Source organism: Xanthomonas hortorum (assembly GCF_011305375.1).
Classification (GTDB): Bacteria; Pseudomonadota; Gammaproteobacteria; order Xanthomonadales; family Xanthomonadaceae; genus Xanthomonas; species Xanthomonas hortorum_E.
This window is the reverse complement of the sequence record NZ_VCME01000004.1, coordinates 298,299-312,939: the sequence shown is the minus strand read 5'-3', so window position 1 is coordinate 312,939 and position 14,641 is coordinate 298,299. Positions and strand designations below refer to the sequence as shown.

25 protein-coding genes are annotated in these 14,641 nt (G+C 60.5%); all 25 read left to right on the top strand.

The window, feature by feature from the left end:
* The first annotated feature begins 7 nt into the window (after positions 1-7).
* The 25 genes from rplB (at position 8) to FFY45_RS04355 (ending at position 14,612) form a co-directional block, all read left to right on the top strand.
* Positions 8-835, top strand: a complete 828-nt coding sequence (gene rplB, locus FFY45_RS04475) for a 50S ribosomal protein L2 (protein WP_003486715.1) — start codon at positions 8-10, stop codon at positions 833-835.
* A gap of 6 nt (positions 836-841) precedes the next feature.
* On the top strand, positions 842-1,111 hold the full coding sequence (rpsS, locus tag FFY45_RS04470) for a 30S ribosomal protein S19 (protein WP_176339525.1): 270 nt from the start codon (positions 842-844) through the stop codon (positions 1,109-1,111).
* Positions 1,112-1,123: 12 nt separating this feature from the next.
* Positions 1,124-1,459: a 50S ribosomal protein L22 gene (rplV, locus tag FFY45_RS04465; RefSeq protein WP_002811686.1), complete on the top strand. Its 336-nt coding sequence runs from the start codon at positions 1,124-1,126 to the stop codon at positions 1,457-1,459.
* 17 nt (positions 1,460-1,476) lie between these two features.
* Positions 1,477-2,211, top strand: a complete 735-nt coding sequence (rpsC, locus tag FFY45_RS04460; RefSeq protein WP_006450636.1) for a 30S ribosomal protein S3 — start codon at positions 1,477-1,479, stop codon at positions 2,209-2,211.
* A 5-nt stretch (positions 2,212-2,216) separates the two neighbouring features.
* On the top strand, positions 2,217-2,630 hold the full coding sequence (rplP, locus tag FFY45_RS04455; protein ID WP_006450637.1) for a 50S ribosomal protein L16: 414 nt from the start codon (positions 2,217-2,219) through the stop codon (positions 2,628-2,630).
* On the top strand, positions 2,630-2,815 hold the full coding sequence (gene rpmC / locus FFY45_RS04450) for a 50S ribosomal protein L29 (protein WP_006450638.1): 186 nt from the start codon (positions 2,630-2,632) through the stop codon (positions 2,813-2,815). The genes rplP and rpmC overlap by 1 nt, the downstream gene beginning before the upstream one ends.
* Positions 2,816-2,826: 11 nt before the next feature.
* The gene (gene rpsQ / locus FFY45_RS04445) at positions 2,827-3,096 is read left to right on the top strand and encodes a 30S ribosomal protein S17 (protein ID WP_005993374.1); all 270 of its coding nucleotides are present in this window, start codon (positions 2,827-2,829) and stop codon (positions 3,094-3,096) included.
* A 14-nt stretch (positions 3,097-3,110) separates the two neighbouring features.
* On the top strand, positions 3,111-3,479 hold the full coding sequence (gene rplN / locus FFY45_RS04440) for a 50S ribosomal protein L14 (RefSeq protein WP_003486699.1): 369 nt from the start codon (positions 3,111-3,113) through the stop codon (positions 3,477-3,479).
* A gap of 15 nt (positions 3,480-3,494) precedes the next feature.
* Positions 3,495-3,812, top strand: a complete 318-nt coding sequence (gene rplX / locus FFY45_RS04435; protein WP_006450639.1) for a 50S ribosomal protein L24 — start codon at positions 3,495-3,497, stop codon at positions 3,810-3,812.
* 11 nt (positions 3,813-3,823) lie between these two features.
* A complete protein-coding gene (gene rplE, locus FFY45_RS04430; RefSeq protein ID WP_006450640.1) occupies positions 3,824-4,366 on the top strand; it encodes a 50S ribosomal protein L5 in 543 nt (180 codons plus the stop codon).
* An 18-nt stretch (positions 4,367-4,384) separates the two neighbouring features.
* Positions 4,385-4,690 (top strand): 30S ribosomal protein S14, encoded by a 306-nt coding sequence (rpsN, locus tag FFY45_RS04425; protein ID WP_005917137.1) that lies wholly within the window; start codon positions 4,385-4,387, stop codon positions 4,688-4,690.
* Positions 4,691-4,894: 204 nt separating this feature from the next.
* The gene (gene rpsH / locus FFY45_RS04420; RefSeq protein WP_006450641.1) at positions 4,895-5,293 is read left to right on the top strand and encodes a 30S ribosomal protein S8; all 399 of its coding nucleotides are present in this window, start codon (positions 4,895-4,897) and stop codon (positions 5,291-5,293) included.
* A gap of 15 nt (positions 5,294-5,308) precedes the next feature.
* Complete coding sequence (gene rplF / locus FFY45_RS04415) at positions 5,309-5,836, top strand: 50S ribosomal protein L6 (protein ID WP_006450642.1); 528 nt, start codon at positions 5,309-5,311, stop codon at positions 5,834-5,836.
* Positions 5,837-5,927: 91 nt separating this feature from the next.
* Positions 5,928-6,287, top strand: coding sequence for a 50S ribosomal protein L18 (gene rplR, locus FFY45_RS04410; protein WP_006450644.1), 360 nt, complete (start codon positions 5,928-5,930; stop codon positions 6,285-6,287).
* A 158-nt stretch (positions 6,288-6,445) separates the two neighbouring features.
* Entirely contained in the window at positions 6,446-6,988 is a 543-nt protein-coding gene (gene rpsE, locus FFY45_RS04405) for a 30S ribosomal protein S5 (protein ID WP_003486682.1), read from the top strand.
* Positions 6,981-7,172 carry a 50S ribosomal protein L30 gene (rpmD, locus tag FFY45_RS04400; RefSeq protein WP_006450646.1) on the top strand — a complete coding sequence of 64 codons (192 nt, stop codon included), beginning with the start codon at positions 6,981-6,983 and terminating at the stop codon, positions 7,170-7,172. Before rpsE ends, rpmD begins: the two co-directional genes overlap by 8 nt.
* 4 nt (positions 7,173-7,176) lie before the next feature.
* Positions 7,177-7,620, top strand: a complete 444-nt coding sequence (rplO, locus tag FFY45_RS04395; protein WP_012439114.1) for a 50S ribosomal protein L15 — start codon at positions 7,177-7,179, stop codon at positions 7,618-7,620.
* A gap of 7 nt (positions 7,621-7,627) precedes the next feature.
* Positions 7,628-8,995 (top strand): preprotein translocase subunit SecY, encoded by a 1,368-nt coding sequence (secY, locus tag FFY45_RS04390; protein WP_023902825.1) that lies wholly within the window; start codon positions 7,628-7,630, stop codon positions 8,993-8,995.
* Positions 8,996-9,328: 333 nt separating this feature from the next.
* Positions 9,329-9,685, top strand: a complete 357-nt coding sequence (rpsM, locus tag FFY45_RS04385) for a 30S ribosomal protein S13 (RefSeq protein WP_003486672.1) — start codon at positions 9,329-9,331, stop codon at positions 9,683-9,685.
* 10 nt (positions 9,686-9,695) lie between these two features.
* Positions 9,696-10,088 (top strand): 30S ribosomal protein S11, encoded by a 393-nt coding sequence (gene rpsK, locus FFY45_RS04380; RefSeq protein ID WP_002811645.1) that lies wholly within the window; start codon positions 9,696-9,698, stop codon positions 10,086-10,088.
* 14 nt (positions 10,089-10,102) lie between these two features.
* Positions 10,103-10,729, top strand: a complete 627-nt coding sequence (gene rpsD / locus FFY45_RS04375; protein ID WP_002811641.1) for a 30S ribosomal protein S4 — start codon at positions 10,103-10,105, stop codon at positions 10,727-10,729.
* A gap of 53 nt (positions 10,730-10,782) precedes the next feature.
* A complete protein-coding gene (locus FFY45_RS04370; RefSeq protein WP_023902826.1) occupies positions 10,783-11,781 on the top strand; it encodes a DNA-directed RNA polymerase subunit alpha in 999 nt (332 codons plus the stop codon).
* Between the two features lie 181 nt (positions 11,782-11,962).
* On the top strand, positions 11,963-12,346 hold the full coding sequence (rplQ, locus tag FFY45_RS04365; RefSeq protein WP_023902827.1) for a 50S ribosomal protein L17: 384 nt from the start codon (positions 11,963-11,965) through the stop codon (positions 12,344-12,346).
* 312 nt (positions 12,347-12,658) lie between these two features.
* Positions 12,659-13,177 carry a disulfide bond formation protein B gene (locus tag FFY45_RS04360; protein WP_023902828.1) on the top strand — a complete coding sequence of 173 codons (519 nt, stop codon included), beginning with the start codon at positions 12,659-12,661 and terminating at the stop codon, positions 13,175-13,177.
* 43 nt (positions 13,178-13,220) lie between these two features.
* Positions 13,221-14,612 carry a class II 3-deoxy-7-phosphoheptulonate synthase gene (locus FFY45_RS04355; protein WP_023902829.1) on the top strand — a complete coding sequence of 464 codons (1,392 nt, stop codon included), beginning with the start codon at positions 13,221-13,223 and terminating at the stop codon, positions 14,610-14,612.
* The last annotated feature ends 29 nt before the right edge of the window (positions 14,613-14,641 follow it).

Here is a 14,641-nt window from a genome sequence, read left to right as displayed (position 1 = left end):
CCATCCCATGCCATTGATGAAGTTCAAACCCACCTCTCCCGGCCGTCGTTCCGCCGTGCGTGTGGTTACTCCCGATCTGCACAAGGGCGCACCGCACGCGGCGCTGCTCGATTCGCAGAGCAAGTCCGGTGGTCGTAACCACCATGGCCGCATCACCGTGCGTCACGTCGGTGGTGGCCACAAGCAGCACTACCGCATCATCGACTTCAAGCGCAACAAGGAAGGTATTCCGGCGCGTGTGGAGCGGATCGAATACGATCCGAACCGTACCGCTCATATCGCCCTGCTGTGCTATGTCGACGGCGAGCGTCGCTACATCATTGCCCCCAAGGGCTTGAAGGCTGGCGATCAGGTCATTGCCGGTGCCAACGCACCGATCAAGACCGGCAACACGCTGCCGCTGCGCAACATTCCGGTCGGTACGACGGTTCACGGTATCGAGCTGAAGCCGGGTAAGGGCGCTCAGATCGCACGTGCTGCCGGTGCTGCCGTCCAGCTGGTCGCTCGCGAAGGCATCTATGCCACGCTGCGTCTGCGCTCGGGCGAAATGCGCAAGGTGCCGGTCGAGTGCCGTGCCACCATCGGTGAAGTCGGTAACGACGAGCACAACCTCGAGAAGCTGGGCAAGGCTGGCGCCAAGCGCTGGCGCGGTGTTCGTCCGACCGTTCGCGGTGCGGCCATGAACCCGGTCGACCATCCGCACGGTGGTGGTGAAGCGAAGGCTGGTCAGGGTAATCCGCACCCGGTCACCCCGTGGGGTGTTCCGACCAAGGGTTACAAGACGCGCAAGAACAAGCGCACCCAGCAATTCATCGTCCGCGATCGTAGGGGCTAATCGACCATGGCACGTTCACTTAAGAAGGGCCCGTTCGTCGATCACCACCTTGCAAAGAAGGTGGAGTCCGCTGCGGGTAGCAAGAAGCCGATCAAGACCTGGTCGCGCCGTTCGATGATCCTGCCCGAAATGGTAGGCATGACCATGGCCGTGCATAACGGTAAGAACCACATTCCGGTGCTCGTCAACGAGAATATGGTCGGCCACAAGCTCGGCGAATTTGCCGTCACCCGGACCTTCAAGGGTCACGGTGGCGACAAGAAGTCGAGCAGGTAAGGAGAGATGACGATGGAAGCGAAAGCAATCCTGCGCACCGCGCGCATCTCCCCGCAGAAGGCCCGCCTGGTCGCTGACCAGGTGCGTGGACTGTCCGCCGAACGTGCGGTCAATCTGCTGAAGTTCTCGGACAAGAAGGCTGCACACCTGATCAAAAAGGTAGTGGAGTCGGCTATTGCCAATGCCGAGAACAATCAGGGCGCGGATGTCGACGAGCTGAAGGTCAAGACCATCATGGTTGATGAAGGTCCCTCCCTGAAGCGTTTCATGGCGCGGGCGAAAGGCCGCGGTACCCGCATCCTCAAGCGCACCAGTCACATCACTGTGATTGTTGGCGCCGCCAAGTAAGCGGAAAGGAAAAGACCATGGGTCATAAAGTTCATCCGACTGGAATCCGTCTTGGCATCGCCAAGGACTGGAATTCCAAGTGGTACGCAAACAAGGCCGACTTCGCCGGTTATCTGGCAGCCGACCTGAAAGTGCGTGAAATGCTGCGCAAGAAGCTCGCGCAGGCAGGTATCAGCAAGATCTTGATCGAGCGCCCTGCCAAAACCGCCCGCGTGACGATCCACACTGCCCGTCCGGGCGTGGTGATCGGCAAGCGTGGTGAGGACATCGAAAAGCTGCGTAAGGAAGTGAGCGCGATGATGGGTGTTCCTGCCCACATCAACGTCACCGAAGTGCGCAAGCCGGAGCTGGATGCGCAGCTGGTCGCCGAGTCGATCGCGCAGCAGCTTGAGCGTCGCATCATGTTCCGCCGTGCAATGAAGCGCTCGGTCGGTAACGCGATGCGCCTGGGTGCCCTGGGCATCAAGGTCAACGTGGCTGGCCGCCTCAACGGTGCAGAAATCGCCCGTTCGGAGTGGTACCGCGAAGGCCGCGTGCCGCTGCACACGCTACGTGCCGACATTGATTACGGTTTTGCCGAGGCGTCCACGACGTACGGCATCATCGGTATCAAGGTCTGGATCTATAAGGGTGAGGTCTTTGACTTCTCCCAGGTTGGCCAGGAGAAGCAGGACGACAGCCCGCGCAACGATCGTAACGATCGCGGCGACCGTGGTGACCGTCCTTCGCGCCCGGCTCGTGAAGCGAGGTAACGGCAATGTTGCAACCCAAGCGAACCAAATATCGCAAGATGCACAAGGGCCGTAACGACGGCCTGGCATGGAGCGGAAACGCCGTCAGCTTCGGCGAGTACGGCCTCAAGGCAACCGCGCACGGTCAGCTGACTGCGCGTCAGATTGAAGCAGCACGTCGTACGATCAGCCGCCACGTCAAAAAGGGCGGCAAGATGTGGATTCGTGTGTTCCCCGACAAGCCGATCACCAAGAAGCCGATCGAAGTCCGCATGGGCTCCGGTAAGGGCAACGTGGAGTACTGGGTCGCGCAGATTCAGCCGGGTCGCATGATCTATGAAATCGAAGGTATTCCCGAAGATGTCGCACGTGAGGCATTCCGCCTTGCCGCCGCGAAGCTGTCGGTGACTACCACTTTCGTGACCCGGACGGTGCGCTGATGGACATCAAACAACTCCGCGAGAAGTCGGCTGACGAACTGAAGGCCCACCTGACCGATTTGCGTAAGGAGCAGTTCTCGCTCCGTATGCAGCAGGTCACCGGCCAGCTGCCGAAGACCCACGATACCCGCCGGGTACGCCGCGAGATTGCTCGCGTCAAGTACCTGCTCGGCAGCACCAAGTAAGGACGGCCGCGATGAGCGATAACAACGAAAAGCAAGCGCTGCGCACGGTCGAAGGCCGTGTCGTCAGCAACAAGATGGACAAGACGGTCACCGTGTTGGTGGAGCGCCAGGTCAAGCATGCTCTGTACGGCAAGTACATCAAGCGCTCGACCAAGCTGCACGCACACGACGCCGACAATGCCTGTAATGAAGGCGACGTCGTGCGTGTGACCGAGATTGCTCCAATGTCCAAGACCAAGAACTGGCGGGTGGTTGAAATCGTCACCCGTTCGGCCGGCTAAGGGAGATCTGAATCATGATCCAGATGCAGAGCTACCTCGATGTGGCCGACAATTCGGGTGCCAAGGAAGTGATGTGCATCAAGGTGCTGGGCGGCTCGAAGCGTCGCTACGCACACATTGGTGACATCATCAAGGTGACCGTCAAGGACGCCATTCCGCGTGGCAAGGTCAAGAAAGGCGAAGTCTACGACGCCGTTGTGGTGCGTACCCGTAAGGGTGTGCGCCGTCCCGACGGTTCGCTGATTCGCTTCGATGGCAACGCCGCTGTGCTGTTGAACAATAAGCAGGAGCCGATCGGGACCCGCATCTTCGGGCCGGTGACGCGCGAGCTGCGTTCCGAGAAGTTCATGAAGATCGTCTCGCTCGCTCCCGAAGTGCTGTGAGCGGAGGACATATACATGGCTAACCGTATCAAGAAGGGCGACCAGGTCGTCATCAACACCGGCAAGGACAAGGGTAAGCAGGGTGAAGTTGTGCGTGTGGATGGCGATCGCGTGATCGTCTCCAATGCCAACATCATCAAGCGCCACACCAAGCCGAATCCGCAGGCGGGTGTCGCCGGCGGCGTGGTCGAGCGTGAAGCGTCGATCCATATCTCCAACGTCAATATCGTCAACCCGGCAACGGGCAAGGGCGAGCGCGTTGGCTTCAAGGTGCTGGAGGATGGACGCAAATTGCGTGTGTTCCGCTCCAGCGGTGAGGCGCTCGACGCCTGAGGAATGAGATCATGAACACTCGTCTCGAAAAGTTTTACAAGGAAAACGTGGTGCCGGCCCTGATGAAGGAGTTCGGCTACACCAATCCGATGCAGGTGCCGAGGCTGGTCAAGGTCACGCTCAACATGGGCGTGGGCGAGGCGGCAACCAACAAGAAGATTCTGGAAAATGCAGTCGGCGACATGTCCAAGATCTCCGGTCAAAAGCCGGTGGTCACCAAGTCGCGCGTTTCGGTCGCATCGTTCAAGATCCGCGACGGTTGGCCGATCGGCTGCAAGACCACGTTGCGTCGCGCCAAGATGTACGAGTTCCTGGATCGTCTGATCAACATCTCGCTGCCGCGCGTGCGCGACTTCCGTGGTGTTTCCGGTCGTTCCTTTGACGGTCGTGGCAATTTCAACATGGGTGTGAAGGAACAGATCATCTTCCCGGAAATCGATTTCGACGCTGTCGACGCGATCCGCGGTATGGATATCGCCATCACCACCACCGCCAAGACGGATGCGGAAGCGAAGGCGCTGCTGGCAGCGTTCAAGTTCCCGTTCCGTAACTGACCGTAGAGGACATCCGAAATGGCAAAGACCTCCATGATCCACCGCGACATCAAGCGTGCAAAGTTGGCGAAGAAATTTGCCGGCAAGCGTGATGCGCTGAAGAAGATCCTCTCCAGTCAGGATGCGTCCTACGAAGAGAAGATCGATGCCTCGACCAAGTTGCAGAAGCTGCCGCGCGATTCGTCGCCGAGCCGCCACCGTAACCGTTGCGAACTTTCCGGTCGTCCGCGCGGTGTCTACCGCAAGTTCGGTCTGGGTCGCAACATGCTGCGCAAGGCCACGATGAACGGCGACGTTCCGGGCCTGCGTAAGGCAAGCTGGTAACAGCTTTCCGGCCGTTCGCGGCCGGTTTGAACAGGATTGTTCTGTTCAACAAGGGAGTCCGACGCAAGTCGGGCTCTTTTGTCGTATACTTCCGCTTCTGTCTTGCCTGTACAGGCTTGGCACGGCGTAAAGGGTCCTGGCCCATCCCCAGGAAAACACAAGATTTTCGCGAAAGCGGATATCGGTGCACTCAAAGGTACTCATATGAGCATGACTGATCCCATCGCCGACCTGCTGGTACGCATCAAGAATGCGGCCGCGGTTGGTAAGCAGACGGTGAAATTGCCGTCGTCCAAGATCAAGGTTGCGATCGCCCAGGTCCTGAAGGACGAGGGTTACATCACCGACCTGCGCGTGACAGCGACCGAGAACAACAAGTCGGAGCTGGAAATCGTGCTGAAGTATTTCGAGGGCCGTCCGGTCATCGAGACCCTGAAGCGTTTCTCGCGCTCGGGTCTGCGCCAGTACCGCGGCAAGACCGAGCTGCCCAAGGTCCTGGGTGGACTGGGCGTCGCCATCATCTCCACGTCGAAAGGCATCATGACCGATGCGCAGGCTCGCGAAGCCGGCGTTGGTGGTGAAGTCCTGTGCTTCGTGGCCTAAGGGAAGGAATCGAACATGTCCCGTGTAGCCAAGAAGCCTGTGTCCCTTCCGAAGGGTGTTGAGCTCAACGTCCAGCCCGAGCTGGTCAGCGTCAAGGGCCCGAAAGGCACCCTGACCCTGCCGAAGCCGGTTGGCGTCGAAATCGCCATCGACGGCGATGTTGCAACCCTGTCGGCCAACGATCCGTCGCAGCTGGCCATCACCGGCACCGTGCGCGCCATCCTGGCCAATATGGTCAAGGGTGTGTCCGACGGCTTCGAGCGCAAGCTCGAGCTGGTCGGCGTCGGTTACCGCGCCGCCATGCAGGGCAAGGATCTGAGCCTGGCGCTCGGCTTCTCGCACCCGCTGGTGTTCGTGGCGCCGGAAGGCATCACGCTGTCGACCCCGACCCAGACCGAAATTCTGGTCCAGGGCGCCGACAAGCAGCGCGTCGGCGAAGTCGCCGCCAAGATTCGCGGTTTCCGTCCGCCGGAGCCCTACAAGGGCAAGGGTGTGAAGTACGCCGGTGAAGTCATCATTCGCAAGGAAGCCAAGAAGGCGTAAGGCAGGTCCCTCTGCTAGGAGCCCGGCCATCCATGGCCGGACTTCTCAATGCAAAAGCCTGTTTTCCTTCAGCTTCCGTAGGATAAATATCATGAGCATCAACAAGAACATCGCCCGTCTGCGTCGCGCCAAGTCCACCCGTTCGCACATCCGTGAGCTGGGCGTCGCCCGCTTGTCGGTGCTGCGCACCGGCCAGCATCTGTATGCGCAGGTCTTCACTGCTGACGGCTCCAAGGTGATCGCTGCTGCGAACACCCTGCAGGCGGACGTCAAGGAAGGTCTGAAGAACGGCAAGAACAGCGATGCGGCCGTCAAGGTCGGCAAGCTGATCGCCGAGCGCGCCAAGGCTGCGGGTATCGAGAAGGTCGCATTCGATCGCTCGGGCTACCGCTACCACGGCCGTATCAAGGCGCTGGCTGACGCGGCTCGCGAAGGCGGCTTGAAGTTCTAAGCACTGCTGCGACTGTGGCCAGCGGCCACAGTCGCGTTACCGCCGGCAGGGAGATGCCGGACCGTCCCGTTCTTTTGCAACGGTGCCGAGAACACAGTTCCATTCCACAACCATAAGCGGCCCCGAGCCGTACATACTCAATCAATCAAGGAATCAAGATGGCAGAAGAACGTGCACCGCGGGGTCGTGATCGCGACCGTAACCGCGAAGAGAAAGTCGACGATGGCATGATCGAAAAGCTGGTCGCGGTCAATCGCGTCAGCAAGACGGTCAAGGGCGGTCGCCAGTTCACCTTCACCGCGTTGACCGTGGTCGGCGATGGTCTGGGCAAGGTTGGTTTCGGTTACGGCAAGGCTCGCGAAGTGCCGGTCGCCATTCAGAAGTCGATGGAGCAGGCGCGCAAGAATCTGGCGACTGTCGATCTGAACAACGGCACCTTGTGGCACGCCGTCAAGTCCGGTCATGGCGCAGCTCGCGTTTACATGCAGCCTGCTTCGGAAGGTACCGGCGTCATCGCTGGCGGCGCCATGCGCGCTGTGCTTGAAGCGGTCGGCGTGAAGAACGTGCTGGCCAAGGCGGTTGGTTCGCGTAATCCGATCAACCTGGTGCGTGCAACGCTGAAGGGTCTGTCGGAAGTGCAGTCGCCGGCGCGCGTTGCGGCCAAGCGCGGCAAAAAGGTGGAGGAGCTCAACCATGGCTAAGGACACTGGCAAGACTGTGAAGGTGCGCCTGGTGCGTGGCCTGCGTGGTACCCAGTCGCGTCACCGCCTGTCGGTGCATGCGTTGGGCCTGAATAAGATCAACGATGTGCGTGAACTCAAGGACAGCCCGCAGGTGCGTGGCCTGATCAATACGGTTCACTACCTCGTCAAGGTTGAGGACTAATCCCATGACTATGCATCTCAATGACCTCAAGCCCGCTGACGGCGCCCGTACCGAGCGCACGCGCGTCGGTCGTGGCATCGGCTCCGGCCTTGGCAAGACCTGTGGCCGCGGCCACAAGGGCTCGTTCGCTCGCAAGGGTGGCGGCAAGATCAAGGCGGGCTTCGAAGGCGGCCAGACCCCGATGCAGCGTCGTCTGCCGAAGATCGGTTTCCGCTCGAAGATGGCGCGTGACAGCGCTGAAGTGTTGTCCTACCAGCTGGATAAGCTGGAAGCCGGTGAGATCGACTTTGCAGCGTTGCGTGCGGCCAATCTGGTCCCGAGCCGCGCCAAGAAGGCGAAGATCGTGCTGAAGGGCGAGCTGAGCAAGAAGTTCGTGCTGAAGGGTGTCGCTGCGACTGCAGGCGCCAAGGCGGCAATCGAAGCTGCCGGCGGCAGCGTAGAGGAGTAATCGGCAGATGGCGCAGGCTGGCATTGGTAACCTCGGTGGCGGGCTTGGCAAGTTCACGGAACTTCGCCAGCGGCTGTTGTTCGTCCTCGGGGCATTGATCGTCTATCGCATCGGCTGCTATGTGCCGGTGCCTGGCGTGAATCCCGATGCCATGCTTTCGTTGATGCAGGCGCAGGGTGGCGGCATCGTGGACATGTTCAACATGTTCTCGGGCGGCGCCCTGCACCGTTTCAGTATTTTTGCGTTGAACGTGATGCCGTATATTTCGGCGTCGATCGTGATCCAGTTGGCCACGCACATCTTTCCCGCGCTCAAGGCGATGCAGAAAGAAGGCGAGTCGGGCCGACGCAAGATCACCCAGTATTCGCGCATCGGTGCGGTGCTTCTGGCAGTGGTGCAGGGCGGCAGTATCGCGCTGGCACTGCAGAATCAGACCGCGCCGGGTGGCGCTCCGGTGGTGTACGCGCCGGGCATGGGCTTTGTGCTGACTGCAGTGATTGCACTGACCGCCGGCACCATCTTCCTGATGTGGGTTGGCGAGCAGGTCACCGAGCGCGGCATCGGTAACGGTGTGTCGCTGATCATCTTCGCCGGTATCGTCGCAGGGCTTCCGTCGGGCGCAATCCAGACTGTCGAAGCGTTCCGCGAAGGCAATCTGAGCTTCATCTCGCTGTTGCTGATCGTCATCACCATCCTGGCGTTTACGCTGTTTGTGGTGTTTGTCGAACGCGGACAGCGGCGTATCACGGTCAATTACGCGCGTCGCCAAGGCGGCCGCAATGCCTACATGAATCAGACCTCGTTCCTGCCGTTGAAGCTCAACATGGCAGGCGTGATTCCGCCGATCTTCGCATCCAGCATCCTGGCATTCCCGGCGACGTTGTCGATGTGGTCCGGTCAGGCGGCATCGGGGAGTGGCGTGGGTTCATGGCTGCAGAAGATCGCCAACGCGCTTGGACCTGGTGAGCCAGTGCATATGCTGGTGTTCGCTGCACTGATCATCGGCTTCGCGTTCTTCTATACCGCGCTGGTGTTCAACTCGCAGGAAACTGCCGATAACCTCAAGAAGTCCGGTGCATTGATTCCGGGTATTCGTCCGGGGAAGGCCACCGCGGATTATGTGGACGGCGTGCTGACGCGTTTGACTGCGGCAGGTTCGTTGTACCTGGTGATCGTCTGCCTGCTGCCGGAAATCATGCGCACGCAGCTCGGCACCTCGTTCCACTTCGGTGGCACCTCGCTGTTGATTGCGGTGGTGGTGGTGATGGACTTCATTGCGCAGATCCAGGCGCATCTGATGTCGCACCAGTATGAGAGTTTGCTGAAGAAAGCCAACCTCAAGGGCGGCTCGCGCGGCGGTCTGGCGCGCGGTTAAGTGGTACACTAGAACTTCATTACGTGAAGACGGCCTGGTTCCCGGGCCACGATCTTCCGATCAGAAGGGCGGCTCGCGCGACGTCTCGCGCGCGGGTGTGACGAGGTGGTCCTGTGCGGGAGTAGTACAGGCGATTCGGAGAGGTTTTCTGGATCAACATCGTCCGGCGCCGGAGCGAGGGCACACTCCCCACGCCGGGTCCATGGAACTTTTTGGTTCCACGGGCTTCAAAGCAATCCGAGGCCTTGCTACAATTCCGAGTTCACTTTTGATCCATCCTGCCGGATGGCGCCTGGGCGCTGTCGGGCCATCACTCAGTTGGAGAATCGCGTCATGGCGCGTATTGCAGGCGTCAACCTGCCAGCCCAGAAGCACGTCTGGGTCGGGTTGCAAAGCATCTACGGCATCGGCCGTACCCGTTCGAAGAAGCTCTGCGAATCCGCAGGCGTTACCTCGACCACGAAGATTCGTGATCTGTCCGAACCCGAAATCGAGCGTTTGCGCGCCGAAGTCGGCAAGTATGTCGTCGAAGGCGACCTGCGCCGTGAAATCGGTATCGCGATCAAGCGACTGATGGATCTGGGCTGCTACCGCGGTCTGCGTCATCGTCGTGGTCTCCCGCTGCGTGGTCAGCGTACCCGTACCAACGCCCGCACCCGTAAGGGTCCGCGCAAGGCGATCAGGAAGTAAGGGATAGATCATGGCAAAGCCAGCAGAAAAGAAAACGAAGAAGAAGATCAAGCGCGTCATCACTGATGGCGTCGCCCACGTCCATGCTTCGTTCAACAACACCATCATCACCATCACCGATCGCCAGGGTAATGCGCTGTCGTGGGCCACGTCCGGCGGCGCCGGGTTCCGTGGTTCGCGTAAGTCGACCCCGTTCGCTGCTCAGGTTGCCGCCGAAAAGGCTGGCCGCGCTGCGCTCGATTACGGCGTGAAGTCGCTGGAAGTGCGTATCAAGGGTCCGGGTCCGGGCCGTGAGTCGGCCGTGCGTTCGTTGAACAACGTGGGCTACAAGATCACCAACATCATCGACGTGACGCCAATCCCGCACAACGGGTGCCGTCCGCCGAAGAAGCGTCGCGTCTAAGGGAGCGATAAGAAATGGCTCGTTATATCGGTCCTACCTGTAAGCTCGCCCGCCGCGAAGGCGCCGACCTTTCCCTCAAGAGCCCCGCGCGTGCGCTGGACTCCAAGTGCAAGCTTGAGCAAAAGCCCGGCCAACACGGCGCGGCTCGCAAAGGCAAGCTCTCCGACTACGCTACCCAGCTGCGTGAAAAGCAGAAGGTCAAGCGCATCTACGGTTTGCTGGAACGTCAGTTCCGCAACTACTACAAGAAGGCCTCGACCAAGAAGGGCAACACTGGCGAGAACCTGCTGCAGTTGTTGGAAACCCGTTTGGACAACGTCTGCTATCGCATGGGCTTTGCCGTCACCCGTCCGGCCGCGCGCCAGCTGGTGTCGCACCGTGGCGTGCTGGTCAATGGCAAGTCTGTGAATCTGGCTTCGTACCAGATCAAGGCTGGCGATGCGATCACGTTGTCGGAAAAAGCACAGAAGCAGCTCCGCGTGCAGGAAGCCCTGACCGTGGCTGAGCAGCACGACATGACGCCGTCGTGGGTCGAAGTCGATTCGAAGAAGTTCAGCGGCGTGTTCAAGGCTGTTCCGGATCGTGCCGACCTGCCTTCGGATATCAACGAAGCGCTGATCGTCGAGTTGTATTCGAAGTAATTCACATTGGAGAGCCTCCGGCACCGCCGGAGGTTCGCAGGAGACCCCGCAACATGACGGTTACCGCCAACCAGGTTCTGCGCCCCCGTGGTCCGCAGATCGAACGTCTTACCGACAATCGCGCAAAGGTCGTGATCGAGCCCTTGGAGCGCGGTTACGGGCACACGCTGGGCAATGCCCTGCGTCGTGTGCTGTTGTCGTCGATCCCGGGTTTTGCGATCACCGAGGTCGAGATCGATGGCGTGCTGCACGAGTACACCACGGTCGAAGGGCTGCAGGAAGACGTGCTTGACGTCCTGCTCAACCTGAAAGACGTGGCGATTCGTATGCACAGTGGCGATAGCGCCACGCTGTCGCTGTCCAAGCAGGGTCCGGGTACGGTCACTGCGGCCGACATCAGGACCGATCACAACGTCGAGATCGTCAACGGCGACCATGTGATCTGCCACCTGACCAAGGACACGGCGCTGAACATGCGCCTGAAGATCGAGCGTGGCTTCGGCTATCAGCCGGCTGCCGCACGTCGTCGTCCGGACGAAGAGACCCGTACCATCGGTCGTCTGATGCTGGATGCGTCGTTCTCGCCGGTGCGTCGCGTTGCCTATGCCGTGGAAGCTGCGCGTGTGGAACAGCGCACCGACCTCGACAAGTTGGTGATCGATATCGAAACCAACGGCACGATCGATGCCGAGGAAGCCGTGCGCACCGCCGCCGACATCCTTAGCGATCAGCTGTCGGTGTTCGGTGATTTCACCCACCGCGATCGCGGTGCGGCCAAGCCGGCTGCCAGCGGCGTGGATCCGGTGCTGCTGCGCCCGATCGACGACCTCGAGCTGACCGTGCGTTCGGCCAACTGCCTGAAGGCCGAGAGCATCTACTACATCGGCGATCTGATCCAGAAGACCGAAGTGGAGCTGCTCAAGACCCCGAATCTGGGCAAGAAGTCGCTCACCGAAATCAAGGAAGTGCTGGCACAGCGCGGCCTTGCACTGGGCATGAAGCTGGAGAACTGGCCGCCGGCCGGTGTCGCTCAGCACGGCATGCTTGGTTAATGTGTCAAGGCATGGGCGTCTTCGGGCGCCCATGTTTGTTTTTTCCACATCGACGGGCCAAAGCCCGCGATGACATCCGGTCAAAGGACGGCCGGCTCGGACCAACCGCAGTCCATTCAACAGCGCCAGGATGGCGACAACGTCTCTCAAGCAGTCTCAACATTTTTAGGAAATCACACTCATGCGTCACCAGAAATCCGGTCGTAAATTCAACCGTACCAGCGCTCACCGCGAAGCCATGTTCCGCAATATGGCTGCTTCGCTGTTCAAGCACGAGCTGATCAAGACCACCTTGCCGAAAGCCAAGGAACTGCGTCGCGTCGCCGAGCCGCTGATCACCATCGGCAAGATCGATGGCGTTGCCAACCGTCGTCTGGCGTTCGCTCGCCTGCGCGACAAGGAAGCAGTGGGCAAGCTGTTCGTCGAGCTGGGCCCGCGTTACGCGACCCGTCCCGGTGGCTACCTGCGCATCCTGAAGGCCGGCTTCCGTGCCGGTGACAATGCGCCGATGGCGTATGTCGAACTGGTCGACCGTCCGGTCGTCGCCGAGGAAGTGGCCGAGTAATCGGATCGCTCTTCGCAAAGATTCTTGAAAAAGCCCGGCTAGCGCCGGGCTTTTTCATTGGTGCGTCGAACGTAATTGCGTTGGTGGCAGGGATGCTTAGGGCTGCGCGATGACGGCAGCACGCAGTTGCCAGATGCCGCGCCGGTGCTGCTTTGCTGCTGGATGCGATCACGCACGCGCGTTGTCTTGATGCTGTCAGGCAGATGCGCTCTGTGTGCTTCGCGCCGTCGGACCCGGCAGACGCAGGCTTGCGTGGTCATGGCGGCGGCGATGGCAGATAATCGATGACTCGATCCTAGGCAAGCGGTAACGATGAATCCATTTCGTTGGGGTTTCCGGGCACAGTTTCTGCTGGGCTTTCTTGCATGCGCAGGATTGCTTGCCTATGCGATCTACGTGCAGCTGCATCTTGGGCTTGAGCCATGCCCGCTGTGCATCTTCCAGCGCATCGCGTTTGCGGCACTGGCTGTGTTTTTCCTGCTGGGTGCGTTGCATGGGCCACGCGCTGCGGGCACGCGCAAGCTCTATGGTGTGCTGAGTTTCATCGCTGCCGGCGTGGGCATGGGTATCGCGGCGCGGCATGTCTGGGTGCAGGTCCGGCCCAAGGACATGATGTCTTCGTGCGGGCCGCCGCTGAGCTTTCTGAGCGAGACGATGGGGCCGTTCGAAGTGTTCCGCACCGTGCTGACCGGCACCGGCGATTGCGGCAATATCGATTGGCGCTTTCTGGGTTTGAGCATGCCGATGTGGAGCATGCTGTGGTTCGTGGGCTTGGCGCTGTGGGCGCTGTATGCCGGGTTCAAGCAGCGTGGTCCGCGCAAGTTGTTCTAACCGTTCCGGCAATGGCCGGCGCCCGAGATTTCTGGAGTTCACGATGTCCGCTTCCCTTCATCCGTCCGTCAACGAGGCAGACCACTGGTCGCCGCAGAGTTGGCGCCAGCGTCCGGCGCTGCAGATGCCGACCTACCCGGACGCAGCTGCGTTGGAGCACACCTTGGACGAGTTGCGGCAGCTGCCGCCGCTGGTGACTTCGTGGGAAATCTTTGCGCTCAAGCGCCAGCTGGCCGAGGCCCAGGAAGGCAAGCGTTTTCTTCTGCAAGGTGGCGATTGCGCGGAGAATTTCAGCGATTGCGAATCGGGCACGATCTCGAATCGCTTGAAAGTGCTGCTGCAAATGAGCCTGGTGCTGGTGCACGGCCTGCACCTACCGGTGGTGCGGGTGGGCCGCTTTGCCGGACAGTATGCCAAGCCGCGTTCGGCCGACACCGAAACCCGCGACGGGGTGACCTTGCCGAGTTATCGCGGCGATGTGATCAATGCGCCGGCGTTCACCGAAGCGGCGCGCATACCGGATCCGCGCCGCATGATCACCGCGCATTCGCGCTCGGCGATGACGATGAATTTCGTGCGCGCCTTGATCGACGGTGGCTTTGCCGACTTGCACCACCCCGAATACTGGAATCTGGATTGGGTGGGCTATTCGCCGCTGGCGGCGGACTACCAGAAGATGGTGTCCTCGATCGGCGATGCGGTGCGCTTCATGGAAACCTTGTCCGGGGCGGAGGTGTACAACCTCAATCGCATCGATTTCTACACCTCGCATGAGGCGCTGTTGCTGCCGTACGAGGAAGGCTTGACCCGTCAGGTGCCGCGCCAGTGGGGTTGGTTCAACCTGAGCACGCATTACCCGTGGATCGGCATGCGCACCGCAGCCTTGGATGGCGCGCACGTGGAATATCTGCGTGGCGTGCGCAATCCGATCGCGATCAAGGTCGGGCCGTCGGTACAGCCGGACCAGTTGTTGCGTCTGATCGACGTGCTCAATCCGGAAGACGAACCCGGCCGCTTGAGTTTCATCCACCGCATGGGCGCGGCGCAGATCGCCGAAAAATTGCCGCCGCTGCTGGATGCGGTCAAGCGCGATGGACGGCGGGTGTTGTGGGTGTGCGATGCGATGCACGGCAATACCGAAAGTACCGGAAATGGCTACAAAACAAGGCGTTTCGACAATATCCGCAGCGAGGTGGAGTTGTCGTTCGATCTGCACGCGGCAGCCGGGACGCGGCTGGGCGGTGTGCATCTGGAGCTGACCGGCGAAGACGTCACTGAATGCACTGGTGGTGCGCGCGAGTTGACCGAGCGCGATCTGGAGCGTGCCTATCGTTCCAGCGTGGATCCGCGCTTGAACTATGAGCAGTCGCTGGAAATTGCGATGGCGATCGTACGCAAGCAACAACAGGTGGTGGCGCAACCGCTGGGCGCGTGATTTCAATGTGCGTATGACGTGATGCTCAT

Excerpts from the sequence above, each read along its gene's own strand:
- rplE (WP_006450640.1), top strand. The coding sequence starts at position 3,824 with ATGAACACTCGTCTCGAAAAGTTTTACAAGGAAAACGTGGTGCCGGCC.
- rpsN (WP_005917137.1), top strand. The coding sequence starts at position 4,385 with ATGGCAAAGACCTCCATGATCCACCGCGACATCAAGCGTGCAAAGTTG.
- rpsH (WP_006450641.1), top strand. The coding sequence starts at position 4,895 with ATGAGCATGACTGATCCCATCGCCGACCTGCTGGTACGCATCAAGAAT.
- rplF (WP_006450642.1), top strand. The coding sequence starts at position 5,309 with ATGTCCCGTGTAGCCAAGAAGCCTGTGTCCCTTCCGAAGGGTGTTGAG.
- rplP (WP_006450637.1), top strand. The coding sequence starts at position 2,217 with ATGTTGCAACCCAAGCGAACCAAATATCGCAAGATGCACAAGGGCCGT.
- rpsM (WP_003486672.1), top strand. The coding sequence starts at position 9,329 with ATGGCGCGTATTGCAGGCGTCAACCTGCCAGCCCAGAAGCACGTCTGG.
- FFY45_RS04370 (WP_023902826.1), top strand. The coding sequence starts at position 10,783 with ATGACGGTTACCGCCAACCAGGTTCTGCGCCCCCGTGGTCCGCAGATC.
- rpmC (WP_006450638.1), top strand. The coding sequence starts at position 2,630 with ATGGACATCAAACAACTCCGCGAGAAGTCGGCTGACGAACTGAAGGCC.
- rplV (WP_002811686.1), top strand. The coding sequence starts at position 1,124 with ATGGAAGCGAAAGCAATCCTGCGCACCGCGCGCATCTCCCCGCAGAAG.
- FFY45_RS04355 (WP_023902829.1), top strand. The coding sequence starts at position 13,221 with ATGTCCGCTTCCCTTCATCCGTCCGTCAACGAGGCAGACCACTGGTCG.
- rpsD (WP_002811641.1), top strand. The coding sequence starts at position 10,103 with ATGGCTCGTTATATCGGTCCTACCTGTAAGCTCGCCCGCCGCGAAGGC.
- rplN (WP_003486699.1), top strand. The coding sequence starts at position 3,111 with ATGATCCAGATGCAGAGCTACCTCGATGTGGCCGACAATTCGGGTGCC.
- rpsQ (WP_005993374.1), top strand. The coding sequence starts at position 2,827 with ATGAGCGATAACAACGAAAAGCAAGCGCTGCGCACGGTCGAAGGCCGT.
- rpsK (WP_002811645.1), top strand. The coding sequence starts at position 9,696 with ATGGCAAAGCCAGCAGAAAAGAAAACGAAGAAGAAGATCAAGCGCGTC.
- rplR (WP_006450644.1), top strand. The coding sequence starts at position 5,928 with ATGAGCATCAACAAGAACATCGCCCGTCTGCGTCGCGCCAAGTCCACC.
- secY (WP_023902825.1), top strand. The coding sequence starts at position 7,628 with ATGGCGCAGGCTGGCATTGGTAACCTCGGTGGCGGGCTTGGCAAGTTC.
- rpsE (WP_003486682.1), top strand. The coding sequence starts at position 6,446 with ATGGCAGAAGAACGTGCACCGCGGGGTCGTGATCGCGACCGTAACCGC.
- rplO (WP_012439114.1), top strand. The coding sequence starts at position 7,177 with ATGACTATGCATCTCAATGACCTCAAGCCCGCTGACGGCGCCCGTACC.
- rpsC (WP_006450636.1), top strand. The coding sequence starts at position 1,477 with ATGGGTCATAAAGTTCATCCGACTGGAATCCGTCTTGGCATCGCCAAG.
- rplQ (WP_023902827.1), top strand. The coding sequence starts at position 11,963 with ATGCGTCACCAGAAATCCGGTCGTAAATTCAACCGTACCAGCGCTCAC.
- rpsS (WP_176339525.1), top strand. The coding sequence starts at position 842 with ATGGCACGTTCACTTAAGAAGGGCCCGTTCGTCGATCACCACCTTGCA.
- rpmD (WP_006450646.1), top strand. The coding sequence starts at position 6,981 with ATGGCTAAGGACACTGGCAAGACTGTGAAGGTGCGCCTGGTGCGTGGC.
- FFY45_RS04360 (WP_023902828.1), top strand. The coding sequence starts at position 12,659 with ATGAATCCATTTCGTTGGGGTTTCCGGGCACAGTTTCTGCTGGGCTTT.
- rplX (WP_006450639.1), top strand. The coding sequence starts at position 3,495 with ATGGCTAACCGTATCAAGAAGGGCGACCAGGTCGTCATCAACACCGGC.
- rplB (WP_003486715.1), top strand. The coding sequence starts at position 8 with ATGCCATTGATGAAGTTCAAACCCACCTCTCCCGGCCGTCGTTCCGCC.